We start from the raw sequence: 13,848 nt of genomic DNA, 5'->3' as shown, positions 1-13,848 counted from the left end.
TCAGCCTGTCCGGCCCGTTGGCCCGTTCAGCGGAGCAGGCGTCGGGCGCCGGCGGCGCCACCGGCCAGGGCGGCCAGCGCCATTCCCCGGCGTACGGCCGTCTTGCGCTTGCCGTGCCAGCCGCCTCCGACCGTTCCCCGGTCGTCCTTTGGCGCGTACAGGCTGCCGGACGTGGCCGGCGCCGCCTCCTTCCGCGACAGATGGGTGCGGTCCACCTGCCGGGCCATCATCCGCTCCACCAGGCCGGGTGTGAACCGGGACTGCAGCACCAGGCCACGCCCCGCCGGGCCCACGACGACCTCACGACGCGGCACCCGCACCAGGTCGACGATCGCGTGGGCGACCCGTTCGGGCGTGTAGATCGGCGGCATCGCCCGCACCTTGCGGCCGGTGTAGTTGGCCGCGTGCTGGAAGAACGGCGTGTCGATGGCCGCGGGCAGCACCGTGCAGACCTTGATGCCCCGAGCGCCCTCCAACGCCAGCTCCTGCCGCAGGCTCGCACTCATGGCACGGACCGCGAACTTCGACATCGAGTAGGCGTGCGCGTAGGGCTGGGAGAGGACCCCCGCGATCGACGCCACGTTCACGATGACGCCCTCGCCCTGCTCCCGCAGGTACGGCAGCACCGCCCTGGCCCCGTGGACGTAGCCCATGATGTTCACGTCCAGCACCCGGCGGAAATCCTCCAGCGGGGTCTCGGTGAATGGCCCGTAGATGCCGACCGCCGCACAGTTCACCCACACGTCGATCCGCCCGAACCGCTCCACCGCCCGCCGCGCCAACTCCTCCACGGCCTTCAGATCGGTCATGTCGGTCGGCACCGCCAGAGCGGAACCGCCCTGCTCCTCACAGTCGGCGGCCACCTGTTCGAGCACGCCCTTACGGCGGGCCGCGAGCACGACCGACGCCTCCCGCGCCGCGAACGCCAGCGCGGTCGCCAGCCCGATGCCACTGGACGCCCCGGTGACGACGACCACCTTCCCCTTCATCCTCATGCGACCTCACCCCGTTCACCCACGGCCTTCCGAAACCCCGTGCGTACCCCACGACCCGCCCATCATTCCGGCCGTGGGACCGGCGGGCCGTGCCCGAGCTTGACCTTGTCGTAGCGTCAACGTTTCTACTGGGGGCATGCGGATCGGCGAACTCGCGGCGCTGGTCGGGGTGTCCACCCGTACCGTGCGCCACTACCACCACCTGGGCCTTCTGCCCGAGCCCGAACGGCTGGCCAACGGCTATCGGGAGTACCGGCTGCGGGACGCGGTGGCTCTGGCCCGCGTGCGCCGGCTGGCCGAGCTGGGCCTGTCGCTGGACGAGATCCGCGACGTTCTGGCCGACGACCGGGGCCGGGAGCTGCGGGAGGTGCTGCTGGAACTGGACGCCGACCTGGCCCGGCAGCAGCGGGCCATCGAGGCCAGGCGGAAGCGGCTGGCGGCGCTGCTGGCGGAGACTTCGCTGCACCCCGACTCGACGGTCTCGCCCGACATGGCGGCGGTACTGCGCGGGCTCTCTACCGAGGGCTCGACGTTCGCCGAGTTCGACCGCGGGCTGCTGGCGCTGGCCGACACTGGGGCCGATCCTGCCGACCGGGCCGAGTTCGTCGAGCTGTTGCGGCCGTTCACCGAGCCCGCGGTCTCCGAGCAGGGCCGGGCCCTCTACGCGCGGCTGGACGAGATCGCCGACGCCGGTGTCGGCGATCCCCGCGTCGCCGCCCTCGCCGACGACGTGGCCGCCTACATCCCCGACGAGATGGCGTCGGTGATGATCGGCAGTCTCGAAGACCCCGCGACCGACCACTGGATGGAGGCGATGTGGGAGGAACTGTCGGCCGCGCAGGCGGAGGTCTTCCGGCTGGTGGTGATCATGCTGAAGGAGAGGGTGAGATGTTGAGGGTCGCGCGTGCCGCGCTGTTCGCCATGGTGCCCGCGGAGCTGGTGCTCGCGGTCCTGCTCGTGTCCGGGGTCCCCCTGCCCCACCCGGTGGTCGTGGCGGTCGAGGTCGGTGTCCTGGCCGTGCTCGTGCTGGAGGCGGCGGCCGGATACCGGCTGTTCCGGGCCGAACGCCGGGCGGGCGCGGACCGCCGGGCGGCGTTGCGCGGCGCCTGGGAACGGCTGGTCCCCGAACAGGTGCGGCGGATCGTGGGCTTCGACTCCAAGGGCATGGTCAGCCTCGCGCTGTGGGTCGCCCGCCGCCGCCACGGCGTGCCGCCCGGCGCCGTCGCCGTCTCCTACTCCCGCGCGCAGACCTCCACGATGCTGATGTTCCTGTTCGCGATGGTCGTGGAACTGGTGGGCGTGGAGATCGTGCTGCGGGCGCTCGGCGTACCTGCCGGCCTGCGCGCCGTGGTCTTCGTGATCGACGCCTACACGATCCTGGCCGTGCTGGCGGTCGTCGCGGCCTGCATCACCCGGCCCCACGTCGTCTCCACCGACGGGGTGCGCATCCGCTACGGCGCGTTCTTCGACCTGCACGTCCCCCGCGAGCTGATCGCCGAGGTACGGCACGTCCGCAGCTACGACGAGAGCGGCATGGTGAAGGTGGACGGCGACCGGCTCACCGTGGCAGTGGCCTCCCAGACCAACCTGGTCATCGAACTGACCGAACCGGTCACCGCCGTACGCCCCTTCGGCCGCCGTGCCCAGGTCCGCACGATCCGCTTCTTCGCCGACGACGCCGCGCCCGCGGTGAACGCACTGCGCCCCCGCCATGAGCCCGCCCCCGGCACCGTGGGGGACGGTTGACTGAAACACGTTCTATCAGGCCCCGGAACCGTTCCGGGGCCTGTCTGCCTCCCGGCGCTGACCTGCACGAACGCCAGCAAGATCATCAGTTTGTTCCCATTCAAGGTGATCAGAGTCCCCTTTCGGGATGTCCTGCGGCTCAAGGCCGTTAGTGCGCGAGGGGTGTCGTTCCTGTTGCCGTCATTGCCGTCAGCCTCACGACGTACCAGACCTGACCGAGTTCCGGGTGGGCCCATGCGTCTGGCTGTACTGGAATGAGGCTTGACCTCAATTGAGGTTGAGGTATCAGGCTGGTGGCATGACCTTCACTGAGGCTGAGCTCACGTATCTGGTCGAACATCCGTTGGGTCGCTTGGCGACCATCGGGCCGGATGGAGCACCACAGATTCATCCTGTGGCCTTCTGGGTCAACGCTGACGCTGGAACCCTCGACATCGGCGGCCCTGCGTTGACCCGTAGCCAGAAGTTCCGCAACGTCCAGGCTGACCCACGGGTCTCCTTCATCGTGGACGGTGAGTCCGACGAGCCCAACCCGATCGGCCAGAGGGGGTGCGGCATTGAGATTCGCGGACGAGTTGAGATCGTGCCCCTCGACCCGCCGCTGATGCCGGTGTTCGACAACGAGACGCTCCGCATCCATCCGCGCCGGATCATCGCTTGGAACATCGATGAGTTCGGTCCGGCCTCACCCGAACGGCTGCCGCATATGCAGGGCTACAACTCCCGCAACATATCGTGATAGGGATCAACTGCCGTCTGGCCGGACGCCAGTAGCCCACGGCGTTCGCGGTCGGCAGGGGCAAGGTGAGCGTGCATCGGATGTTCCTGTCACCCTGGCTGTATGCGCTGCGAGTTCTGTGGTGGTGACCTGGTTCCGCGTGGCCATGTCGACCGCCGCACCCGGCGGCTTCGTTGCCCGGCTTGCGACGTGACCTACACCAAGCGAGCCGGTGAGGCTCCCCGCCGCCGCCTCTTCGGCCCACTCGTCGGGCGTTGGGCTGCCGGCTCGACTCGCCGGTCGGAGATCGAGCACGCCGCCACCTATGAGGGCACGCTCTGCGGCCTGCCTGGTGAGAAGGTCGAAATCTACCGGCATCCCTTCTATACCGACCGGGAGAAGTCCTGCCCGACATGTCGTGAGCTGGCGCTGGAACACGTCCGTCGATGGCCTCCAGAGCGCGACTGAGCCCAGCGACGCCCCTCACCGAGAACAGTCTGATCAGGCCGGTCGTGGAGGGGACACGGCTCGACGGTTCACCGCCCGGCGGCCGGCGTCCACGCCGCACGCTCCGGCCGGCGGAGCCGGGCGGCCGGACCGGGACTGGTCCCAGGGCGCACGCCCGGCCCGGACCGTCCCGCCAGGCCACCCCGGAAGGGAACGTGAACACGATCCCGTGCCGCACGCCCCCATTTTGGCGGCACAGCACGGCTAGGTGGAAACTGGATCCCCTGGTAGCCTCTAGGGGCATGATGCAAGGGAAAAGTCTGCGCATACCCCTCCTTGGTGCTGTTATGGCGGCCATCGTGTCGTTTCTCGGCGGAATTGGCGCCGTGGTGCTGGCCAGATTCACCGATGTGATCTCAGGTGGGACGGGCTGGCTTGCCCTCCAAGTAGGAATCATTGCCACCTTGGTGTTCTCTTTCGTGGGGTTCACGCTGTTCGGTCGTGAGGCCAAGAATGTTCAGGCGCAATTCGACCGACGTTTCGCCGAGCAGGGAATCCGCGGGGCGGCTCGTGTCGTCAATTACCGGGACCCCGGCCCGGGCGCCCGCAAAAAGAACCTCATCATGCACATGGAGTTGGAGTTGGAACTTCCGGATCGAATCGATCCTGCGCGATGGTATTGGGGTGTGGTCCCCTCGACCGATATTGCCCGGCTGACCACGGCGGAGCGTCTTCCCTGCCTGGTGCTGTGGGACGGGCAGGCGCTCGTGCGACTGTATGCGCGTCAGGACATCGCTGCACCTCACCTTGACGGGGAGTACATCGACCTCGCCCCGAGAACAAGCTGACATCCGTCATCGGCGACCTGGGCGTCGACCAGTCCGGGAGCGCCACCGACCGTCCACTGCTTCGGCCCGTATGATCTCGACTGGCTGGACTTGGAGCAGGGGTACGCCGACTGGCCGTACGCCGTGCTCACCGGTTCGCTGACGCAGTTCTACGACACCTTGCGCTGGCCTGGGTGGGAAACCGAGGCGGCGCCCTGTAACTGACCGAAGGTGCCCACGCCTGACCGCCACCGGCGACCGTAGAGGCGGCGCTTGCGCCGCCACCTTGATCCCAAACAGCCCAATTCGGCAACGTGTCGGGCTAGCTGCTTACCCCCGGCTTCATGGCGAGTCTTCCGCGCTGCGGTGCGATGGTCCACCCGTTAGGACTGCACGAGGGGCGGGGCATCTCCTGGCCGGGAGTTCCGGCCCTCAACGCTTCTGACGTCTCGCGCATGAGCGCAAGCTCATGTGCGTGACACGTGAGCTGAGGCCGGGCATGGTCGACCACGGGGCTGGATTCACTGATCGAAGGCGTATGCCCGTACGGGATCTAGGTGGAGCTCGTATGGGCCCATGCAATCCGCGGTTAGGGTGGCGATGGGTGCACCGCAAGGACAGGCGCGATTGAGTCCGTATTCGCCTGAGGGTCCACAGCAACCGAGGCTGTTGGCCCCGTCGGTCAATGGCCGGAGGTGCGGCGCGTCATCCGGATTTACCACCACGCTGTTGGTCACTCCGGCGGAGATCACAAATGTGCCACCGATGATCATGACTGGACCGCGTGGCTGTGCGGGCTTGGGTTTCTTCTGTCCCTGCGCTGGGACGTAGGGCGCACCCCATGGTTCCGTCTCGATCGCATAGTAGCCGAGCGGAACCGTGGACGGTGCCCGTCGAGTCTTGGGATCTCGTCTGTTATTGAGATCCTCGATCTCAGGAACACTTGGCAGTGCCTCAAGCTCCTGTGTGAGCGCGGCCCCGCACTTGGCGCAGAAGAAGATGGTCATGCCTATTTTGTAGCAGACAAACCGGCCTACAGGCTGGGTTTTTTGGAAACATGCGACATGGCCTGCGCCAATGCAGCCATCCGACTTGTGGTCAGGGGATTCCGTGCTCATTGGGTCTCGTTGCTTCGCACATGATTGCGCACTCGTGTTCCTAGATATGCTCGGCTCTGAGTCGTCTCTGCTGATTTTCTAGGATGAGGGTATGGCAATCCCCTCAAAGCGTGGAGACTTCTCGATAGGCGGTCTTGTGTCTGTGGTGCGCCGGGTGGTGCACCGACGGGGAACGCGAGGCCGCAGACCAACGTGTTGAGGGCGCATCGGCGGCGTGATGACGACCCCGCGTACAGGCCCCGGAATCGTTCAGGACCTCTCTGCTGCCCGTGCTGACCCGCGTGAACACCACCAAGATCGTTCCGTGGGCGCTGCTGACGGCGGTCTGCGGCTGCACCTGGGCGATCAGCGGAGAAAGCGCGTTCCCCTGGTCGTAGGGGTTTTCCTGGTGAGGAAGGCGCGCCCGGCAGGATTCGAACCTGCGACCGTCGGATTAGAAGTCCGACCGTGAACCACCAGGCCCCGTACAGCTTGACCTGCCGCGATCGCTCGCCAGCGCGCGTCCACCAGCAAGATCATTCCGTGCATGCTCCGGATCTTGGTCAACCCGGTCGACGCGGTGCGCGGTCCTGTGAGCGGTTCTGAGTCTGACGCAGTGCCTGGATCGTGGACTCGTCCTGGGCGTGCCTGTCGCTACCTGTCCTTATCTGTCGCTACCTGGCATCAGGATGAGACACTGGTCGGACAGCACTTAGACAGCCCTTAGAGAGTCTGGGGTGACGGTGACCACGAGCAGCGCAGACTACGCGGCGGAGCCTCCGCTGGGCGGCTCGGTGTCGCTCGATGAACTGGCGCGCCGCAAGAGCGTCCGGCCGGTCCAGTCCGCCGATGATCTCGCCCAGGACGGCGTGTTCGACTCCGATGAGGAGTTGGACGCTTTCCTCGAACACGTCGCGGCGGAGCGCCGAGCGGACCTAGCCTGATCACCCATGGATCGTGTGGTCCTCGACACCGACGTAGCCTCCCTGAGCCTCAAGCGCCGCGTCCCCTCCCCGGTGATGACGCGCCTGATCGGCAAGCAGCCCTGCATCACGTTCATCACCCTGGGTGAACTGACCCAGTGGGCCGAGCTGCGCCAGTGGGGCCGCCGCAACCGCGAGGCTCTCGGCCACTGGCTGAACGGCGTGATCGTCCTGCCCTACACGGAGGACGTCGCGATCACCTGGGGCCACATCTCCGCCGCCGCGATCCGCCGCGGCCGCCCCCGGCCGGCCAACGACTCCTGGATAGCCGCCTGCGCCTTGGCGTACGGCCTCCCGCTGGCCACCCTGAACGCCAAGGACTTCGAAGACTTCGCCACCCACGAAGGACTGACGTTGATCACCACCTGACCATGGCGGCGCAACGGTTTAGGAATCGAGCGCCCGTTCCACACTCGTCGGCGCTCTCATCTGCCCGAACGCCTCTGCCGGGTGTGACCCGAATGTTTTCCATCCCGCGTATATCCCGCAGCGGTCGAAGGCCCCTTCGGTCCCTGCTTTCGGCAACCGCTTGGCTTCCCGGCCTTATCCTTACCAGTTCGTTCCGCCCTGAAGGTGAGCAACGTCCGCGGCGGGCTGTCCTGCCGTCACCGCTGCCAGCGCTCACGGATTCGGGGGAGATGGTCCTTCCAGCCCTGTGGTGTCGCGTCGACCGGAACTAGGCTGGGCGGGATGACGGAACATCCGGGCTTTGGCGTGTTGTTGGCGAGGTTGTCAGCCCACCGGAATCTAGATGTTGGTGCCCTGTCCCCGCTGGTCGGGGCCGGTGAGCCTGAACTGCAAGCGGTCATGGGCGGTGCGGCGCCGGACTCATCGCTGCTTCGACGGCTCGCGCCCGTGCTCGGGCTGCGTACCGCAGACCTGTTCGTGATGGCAGGGGCGGTGGTGCCGGACGATCTGGCCCCTTTGGACGCGAAGGCCGGGCTCTTGGTCCCGCCCCTGGTGAAGCGTGCCGTGTCCCTGCCCTCAGAGCACGTACATCGGTTGCGTCAGCTCGTTCGCTCACTGCCGCAGCAGAACCGCACACAGCCGGTTCCACCCCCGCCGGCATGGGAGCAGTACCAGCCGGGCTTCGGCGCCTTGCTCGTGCGCATGCTCCGCAACCGCAGTCTGGCATGGACGGGATCCGCCATGGTGCTGCTCTGTCTGACCGGCCGGTATCTGGCCGGGGCCACGATCGGGGCGGTGGGGGGCGGCCGCAAGGAACTGACCCCCGACCTGCTGGCCGATTTCGCAACCGTGCTGGGCATCCCCGCCGACGACATGGCCGCCCTGACCGGTATCGAACTGCCCGACGTGGCACCGCGGCAGAACCCGGTGGCAGCCGACGTGGCCGAACTGATCTGGGACGTCCGACGCCTCACCGCCGACCAGGTGGAGCAGGTCCGCACCACGGCGGAATCCCTGCTGCGGGAGTGAATCAGGCCAATCGCCACTCCACCGCTTCACCAACGCGCCAGACGGAGGCGCGTCGGTCCAGAGTGCTCGTCCGCGCGAACGGTGAGACGGTGTGACAGACGAAAGCGCGCGGACGAGTGCTCTGGCGCGCAGGGGTCTGGGGACGGCGGAGTCCCCAGAGTCACGCTCGATCAGCCGGTCTCAGGGCCTGCCCCTCACCTTCTGGAGGCTGGAGGACACGTGCGCAGGCGTCCTTGGTTTATGTCGAAACAGATGAGTCCAAGTTCCGCGGCAACGCTTTCCGCGTAGGCCGCCACCTCCTCGGCCCGGCTGTACGAGATCGCAAGGTAGGCGATCGGGCCGGCGGCCGACCCTTCGTCGGGAGCGCCAGCGGACCACGGGGTGTCCTCTCCGAGGGAGTCGGGCCAGCGTTCTGCCATCGCCGTCACGAACTCCTTGACGAGGGGGTTCCCTGGAAGCAACTCGCCGATATCGGCCTCAAGGTACTCATCGAACAAGGCCAGATGCACCGACAGGGCTTCCCGATCGTCTGCGGGCGGGTTGCCCTCCCAGACCGCCAGGTCGTAGCTCATGCCGGAATGATCGCAGAGGGCAAGGCTCCTGAAACAGGCTTCGGAACCGTGCGGCGTGCCTGTGGTGGATGCGGCTTGTCGCTGCTGCCACTGCTAATGGACGCTGTTGATACGGCGCATCCACCAGGGGAGGTCCGGCGGAGCGAACGGGTTGTTAAGCGACCATGCCTGGTAAGCCTCATCGAGCGGTGTGATCAGCGCTTGAAGCCGGCGTCTGGCTCGGGGGCTGAGGCTCCGCATGGCGAGTTCGAGCATGTTGCGGGGGGTGTCGAGGTCGGCTCGCCAGTCATAGGCGTTGTCCGGTGTCCATCCGGCAAAACGCCTGTATGGCTTCCCTCGAAGGGCGAACCGTCTGTATCTGCCGTAGGCATCGGCAACTTGGCCGAGGTCCAAGCCGTTGTCCAGCTCGTAGTTCTGGAGTTGGCGGTGGACTGATGCCGGCAGCCCGGGGATCGAGCAGCGGTACCGGCGAGACCGGCGGGGAAGCCTGGAACGTACTTGTGCCGGGGGGCGGCGAGGCATGGATCACTTCCGGTGATTGGCCCGCCCACATGGTAGCGAGGCCAGGGCACATGGCTCGGCTCTGCCTGGGACGGCGGTGGGCGAGGACCAGACTTCCACCCTCACCACAGACCACCGGTGCCCGTGTGGGCTGGGCTTCCGGGGCCGGAGTACCCCCGCCGGAGGCGTGCTCTTTCAGGTGTAGACGCCGTGGCCGTATTCGTCCGGGCTCACGATGAAGTCATCGGGCCGTGTCTCGCGTAGCTCGTGGTACCGGGCGTCGAAGAGCCCGATGGCTTCGCGAAGACCGCACTCGAACAACTCCATGATCAGCCGTACGGCACGGAGTACCTGGCAGTTGAGGATCAGGCCATCGAGCCGGTCGGATTCCTCGCTCATGGGCCGATCGTCACAGTCGCACGGTTGGGCCGCCAGCCGTTTTCGGGGGTGGTGACGCGGACTCGGTGACCGCCGGTACAGCGAGCACTTGGCGGTGGGGCACGATGCGCAGCGGCCGGCCGGACCGGCGGCGGTGACCGGCGCCCACGCCGCACGCGCCGGGCAGCGCGGCCAGCGGACCGCAGCAGCAGCGCGCAGCACCGCCGCCTTGATCTCAAACAGCCTCATTCGGCAATGTGCCGGGCTAAGCGCGTCTCCAGAGGCTCTCCGTGTAACCAGGCTATGTCACCGCTGGTGAGAGAGTGCGTTCCCCTGGTCGTAGGGAGTTTTCCTGGGTGAGGAAGGCGCGCCCGGCAGGATTCGAACCTGCGACCGTCGGATTAGAAGTCCGATGCTCTATCCAGCTGAGCTACGGGCGCTCGCACACCTCGCCTGGCCGGTGGCGGGGGCGAACGCGTGGTTCGCGGAGCCCTCGGCTGAGCGTGGGATCCGGCCGAGGGCCGGACGCCGACCCACAGTGTAGGGGGGACCTGTGGCTTCAGGCCATGGAGATCTGGGGTGGAGAAGTGGCCGCCGGGGCCTATCTTTGTTGCCCGTGGCTGTGGAGCAGGGGCATGAGGTCGTTCTGACGGGCGGAGACGTCACGGAGGGTGTCGTTCGGGCGGGGGACACGGTGCGGCGTCCGCTGCGGGCCCACAGCCCGGCGGTGCACGGGCTGCTGGGGCATCTGGAGCGGGTGGGGTTCGAGGGGGCGCCGCGGTTCCTGGGCATCGACGAGCTGGGCCGGGAGGTGCTCACGTGGATGCCGGGGGAGACTCCGGGCCGGCCGATGCGGGAGTACGCCGCCACCGAGGAGGCGCTGCGCGGGGTCGCGCGGTTGCTGCGGCGGTTCCACGATGCGGTGAGCATGTACGAGGCGCCGCCTGACGCGCCCTGGGACGTGGCGTTCACCACCAATGTGGACGATCCTCCGGAGCTGATCGGGCATTGCGACGTGACGCCGGACAACGTGGTGTTCCGGGACGGTGTTCCGTACGGGCTGATCGACTTCGATCTGGCACGGCCCACGACACGGCTGTTCGACGTGGTGAACACGTTGCGGACGTGGGCGCCGCTGGCCGATCCGGCCGACCGTGACGAGGTGTTCGCCAGGCTGGACGCGGACGCCGTGGGGCGGCGGATCCGGCGGTTCTGCGATGCCTACGGGCTGGGCCGGGAGGAGCGGCGGCGGGTGCTGCCGGTCGCGCGGCTGCGGTTCGAACGCTCCTACCTGGCGATGCGGGCGCGCGCCGAGCGGCTGGGCGGCGGCTGGGAGCGCATGTGGCGGGGCGGCATAGGCGTGCGCATCCGTCGGGGACAGGACTGGCTGGAGCAGAGCTGGGACGTACTGGATGCCCGGCTCGGGTAGGGCCGCCGGCGCACGCGCGGCGGGGCTGCTGCTCGGGGTGGCGCTGGACGCGGCCACGGGCGATCCCCGGCGCGGGCATCCGGTGGCGGCGTTCGGCCGTACGGCGGCGGCGCTGGAACGGCGGATGTACGCCGACTCCAGGGCACGCGGAGCGGTCTACGCCGGAATCCTGGTCACCGGGGCCGCGATGGCCGGTGTCGCCGTCGAACGAGCGACCCGGGGGCGCTGTGCCCAGGTGGCGGTGACGGCTGCGGCGACCTGGGCGGTGCTCGGCGGTACGTCGCTGGGCCGGGAGGGCCGGGCCATGGCCAAAGCCCTCCAGGACGGAGACCTGGAGGCGGCCCGCGCCCGCCTGCCCCACCTGTGCGCCCGCAACCCGGCCGGCCTGGGGCCGAAGGAACTGGCCAGGGCCACGGTCGAGTCCGTCGCGGAGAACACCTCCGATGCCGTGGTCGCCCCGCTGGTGTGGGGAGCGGTGGCCGGTGTCCCGGGGCTGCTGGCCTATCGGGCGATCAACACGCTCGACGCGATGGTGGGCTACCGCAACGAGCGGTACGAGAGGTTCGGGTGGGCGTCGGCACGGTCCGACGACGTGGCCAACTGGGTGCCGGCCCGGCTGACCGCCCTGCTCACCGTGGCCTGCGCTCCGTTCGCGGGCGGGACGATGCGGCGCTCCCACGCAGTGATGCGGCGTGACGGCGCGGCGCATCCCAGTCCCAACGCCGGCCGGTGCGAGGCGGCCTTCGCCGGGGCGCTCGGCGTGCGGCTCGGCGGCACGAACGTCTACGGCGGGCGGGCCGAGCACCGCCCCGAACTGGGGGACGGCCCACCGCCGGAGGTCGATGACATCCGCCGGGCGGTCCGCCTGTCGACCGCCGTCGGGCTGGCCGCGGCCGCGGTGTGCGCGGCGGGCGCCTTGGCCGTACGACGCGGAGCGGCCGGCACTGGAACGCGACCAGGTTGACTTCCTCCCCTGCCTCAAGGCGGGGGTCTCCACGCTTCAAGGAGTCAGAGGAAAGACGCGGCCCCCGGAGAGGGCGCGTGGCCTGGAGCGCGGCGGAGGGCGAGCAGAGTGGACGGGTCGGCCCGAGCGGTCGGCCGAAGGGAAGTGGGGGCGTTCGGATGAGCGGGGCGTTGCTGGTCGCCGGGACGACCTCGGACGCGGGCAAGAGCGTCCTGACCGCCGGGCTGTGCCGGTGGCTGGTGCGGCAGGGGGTGAAGGTCGCCCCGTTCAAGGCGCAGAACATGTCGCTGAACTCGATGGTCACCCTGGACGGCGCGGAGATCGGCCGGGCTCAGGTGACGCAGGCGCAGGCGGCGCGGATCGAGCCCACCGCCCACATGAACCCCGTCCTGCTCAAGCCCGGCAGCGACCGCCGCAGCCAGGTGGTGGTGCTCGGCCGTCCGGTGGCGGACGTGGACGCGCTGGAGTACCGCGAGCACAAGGACCGGCTGCGGGACGTGGCGCTGGCCAGCCTGGAGCGGCTGCGCGCCGAGTACGACGTGGTGATCTGCGAGGGCGCGGGCAGCCCGGCGGAGATCAACCTGCGGGCCGGTGACATCGCCAACATGGGCCTGGCGCGGGCCGCCGGGCTACCCGTCCTGGTGGTGGGCGACATCGACCGCGGCGGGGTGTTCGCCGCGCTGTACGGGACGGTGGGGCTGCTGGAGCCCGCCGACCAGGCCCTCATCGCCGGATTCGTCATCAACAAGTTCCGGGGCGCGCAGGAACTACTGGCCCCGGGGCTGCAACAGCTGCAACGGCTGACCGGGCGCCCCACCTACGGCGTGCTGCCCTGGCTGGACGGCCTCCAACTGGACGTGGAGGACAGCCTGGGCCTGGACGTTCCGCTCCCCGCGGCGCCGGCCCCGCACGGGGCCGAGACACTGCGGGTGGCGGTCGTCCGGCTGCCACGGATCTCCAACTTCACCGACATCGATGCGCTGACCTGTGAGCCCGGCGTGTCGGTGCGGTACGCGACCACGCCCGGCGAGTTGGCCGACGCCGACCTGGTGGTGCTGCCCGGCTCGCGCGCCACCGTCTCCGACCTCGGCTGGCTGCGCGCCCGGGGGCTGGCCGACCAGATCGTACGGCGGGCCGCGGCGGGACGTCCGGTGTTGGGCATCTGCGGGGGCTACCAGATGCTCGCGGCGGAGATCGTCGACGAGGTGGAGTCCGCTGCCGGCCGGGTCGAAGGGCTGGGGTTGCTGCCCGTACGGGTGGAGTTCGCCGCAGACAAGACGCTGCGCCGTCCGTCCGGGGCCGCCTATGGCCACGACGTGCGGGCCTATGAGATCCATCACGGGATCGCGACGGTGGACGAGGGCGCCGAGCCGTTCCTGGACGGCTGCCGGGCGGGCGCGGTGTGGGGCACCACCTGGCATGGCGCGCTGGAGAACGATGGGTTCCGTCGGGCGTTCCTGCGAGAGGTCGCGGACCTGGCCGGGCGGGACTTCACCCCTGCCCCCGACGTGTCGTTCGGCGCGTTGCGCGAGGCCAGGCTGGACGCGCTCGGGGACATGGTGGAACGGCACCTCGACACCGCCGCGCTCTGGCGGCTGATCGAGCGGGGCGCCCCGCCCGGCCTGCCCGTAGTGCCCCCCGCGGGAGCCGATCTCGTCCCGTGAGGCGCACCGGCGGAACGACAGGCCGGAGGACCGGCGCACACCGTGGACCGGCCATGATGCCGGTAAGGTGATCGGTTTCAAGCCGAAAGC

14 protein-coding genes, 2 tRNA genes and 1 pseudogene are annotated in these 13,848 nt (G+C 68.9%); 12 read left to right on the top strand and 5 right to left on the bottom strand.

The features are described from left to right. Positions 1 to 26 precede the first annotated feature (26 nt). Positions 27 to 995 carry an SDR family oxidoreductase gene (locus C4U03_RS17255; protein WP_103938795.1) on the bottom strand — a complete coding sequence of 323 codons (969 nt, stop codon included), beginning with the start codon at positions 993 to 995 and terminating at the stop codon, positions 27 to 29. 136 nt (positions 996 to 1,131) lie between these two features. On the opposite strand from C4U03_RS17255, the gene C4U03_RS17250 reads away from it, so the two are divergent. From C4U03_RS17250 to C4U03_RS42990, 6 genes and pseudogenes are all read left to right on the top strand, one after another. Beyond that, on the top strand, positions 1,132 to 1,890 hold the full coding sequence (locus C4U03_RS17250; protein WP_103938794.1) for a MerR family transcriptional regulator: 759 nt from the start codon (positions 1,132 to 1,134) through the stop codon (positions 1,888 to 1,890). Then, the gene (locus tag C4U03_RS17245; protein WP_200827288.1) at positions 1,884 to 2,741 is read left to right on the top strand and encodes a hypothetical protein; all 858 of its coding nucleotides are present in this window, start codon (positions 1,884 to 1,886) and stop codon (positions 2,739 to 2,741) included. The genes C4U03_RS17250 and C4U03_RS17245 overlap by 7 nt, the downstream gene beginning before the upstream one ends. Positions 2,742 to 3,039: 298 nt before the next feature. Further along, complete coding sequence (locus C4U03_RS17240; RefSeq protein ID WP_103938864.1) at positions 3,040 to 3,480, top strand: PPOX class F420-dependent oxidoreductase; 441 nt, start codon at positions 3,040 to 3,042, stop codon at positions 3,478 to 3,480. Positions 3,481 to 3,669: 189 nt separating this feature from the next. Then, on the top strand, positions 3,670 to 3,927 hold the full coding sequence (locus C4U03_RS39980) for an RING finger protein (protein WP_146087420.1): 258 nt from the start codon (positions 3,670 to 3,672) through the stop codon (positions 3,925 to 3,927). 326 nt (positions 3,928 to 4,253) lie between these two features. Then, the gene (locus tag C4U03_RS17235) at positions 4,254 to 4,754 is read left to right on the top strand and encodes a hypothetical protein (protein ID WP_103938793.1); all 501 of its coding nucleotides are present in this window, start codon (positions 4,254 to 4,256) and stop codon (positions 4,752 to 4,754) included. A 45-nt stretch (positions 4,755 to 4,799) separates the two neighbouring features. Continuing rightward, positions 4,800 to 4,958, top strand: a pseudogene (locus C4U03_RS42990) (DUF2625 family protein); the annotation flags it as partial. A 1,291-nt stretch (positions 4,959 to 6,249) separates the two neighbouring features. Here the strand turns inward: C4U03_RS42990 and C4U03_RS17220 are convergent. Beyond that, a tRNA-Ser gene (locus C4U03_RS17220) sits at positions 6,250 to 6,314 on the bottom strand. Positions 6,315 to 6,567: 253 nt separating this feature from the next. Here C4U03_RS17220 and C4U03_RS17215 point away from each other — a divergent pair. The 3 genes from C4U03_RS17215 (at position 6,568) to C4U03_RS17205 (ending at position 8,250) form a co-directional block, all read left to right on the top strand. After that, complete coding sequence (locus C4U03_RS17215; protein WP_103938791.1) at positions 6,568 to 6,774, top strand: hypothetical protein; 207 nt, start codon at positions 6,568 to 6,570, stop codon at positions 6,772 to 6,774. A gap of 6 nt (positions 6,775 to 6,780) precedes the next feature. Then, positions 6,781 to 7,182: a type II toxin-antitoxin system VapC family toxin gene (locus C4U03_RS17210; RefSeq protein ID WP_103938790.1), complete on the top strand. Its 402-nt coding sequence runs from the start codon at positions 6,781 to 6,783 to the stop codon at positions 7,180 to 7,182. A 321-nt stretch (positions 7,183 to 7,503) separates the two neighbouring features. Beyond that, a complete protein-coding gene (locus C4U03_RS17205) occupies positions 7,504 to 8,250 on the top strand; it encodes a hypothetical protein (protein ID WP_103938789.1) in 747 nt (248 codons plus the stop codon). A gap of 194 nt (positions 8,251 to 8,444) precedes the next feature. Here the strand turns inward: C4U03_RS17205 and C4U03_RS17200 are convergent, their stop codons facing one another. From C4U03_RS17200 to C4U03_RS17190, 3 genes are all read right to left on the bottom strand, one after another. Continuing rightward, a complete protein-coding gene (locus tag C4U03_RS17200; RefSeq protein WP_103938788.1) occupies positions 8,445 to 8,822 on the bottom strand; it encodes a hypothetical protein in 378 nt (125 codons plus the stop codon). Between the two features lie 696 nt (positions 8,823 to 9,518). Continuing rightward, positions 9,519 to 9,722 carry a hypothetical protein gene (locus C4U03_RS17195; protein WP_103938787.1) on the bottom strand — a complete coding sequence of 68 codons (204 nt, stop codon included), beginning with the start codon at positions 9,720 to 9,722 and terminating at the stop codon, positions 9,519 to 9,521. 345 nt (positions 9,723 to 10,067) lie between these two features. After that, positions 10,068 to 10,141, bottom strand: a tRNA-Arg gene (locus C4U03_RS17190). Positions 10,142 to 10,317: 176 nt separating this feature from the next. On the opposite strand from C4U03_RS17190, the gene C4U03_RS17185 reads away from it, so the two are divergent. The 3 genes from C4U03_RS17185 to C4U03_RS17175 all read left to right on the top strand — a co-directional run bounded on the left by C4U03_RS17185 (position 10,318) and on the right by C4U03_RS17175 (position 13,758). Further along, positions 10,318 to 11,130 (top strand): phosphotransferase, encoded by an 813-nt coding sequence (locus tag C4U03_RS17185; RefSeq protein WP_327372989.1) that lies wholly within the window; start codon positions 10,318 to 10,320, stop codon positions 11,128 to 11,130. Continuing rightward, complete coding sequence (locus C4U03_RS17180; protein WP_103938785.1) at positions 11,114 to 12,094, top strand: cobalamin biosynthesis protein; 981 nt, start codon at positions 11,114 to 11,116, stop codon at positions 12,092 to 12,094. Before C4U03_RS17185 ends, C4U03_RS17180 begins: the two co-directional genes overlap by 17 nt. 158 nt (positions 12,095 to 12,252) lie before the next feature. Next, complete coding sequence (locus tag C4U03_RS17175; RefSeq protein ID WP_103938784.1) at positions 12,253 to 13,758, top strand: cobyric acid synthase; 1,506 nt, start codon at positions 12,253 to 12,255, stop codon at positions 13,756 to 13,758. Positions 13,759 to 13,848 lie beyond the last annotated feature (90 nt).

Origin of the sequence: Thermomonospora echinospora (assembly GCF_900108175.1) — a bacterium.
GTDB classification, from domain to species: domain Bacteria; phylum Actinomycetota; class Actinomycetes; order Streptosporangiales; family Streptosporangiaceae; genus Thermomonospora; species Thermomonospora echinospora.
This window is presented reverse-complemented; position numbering and strand designations above follow the sequence as displayed.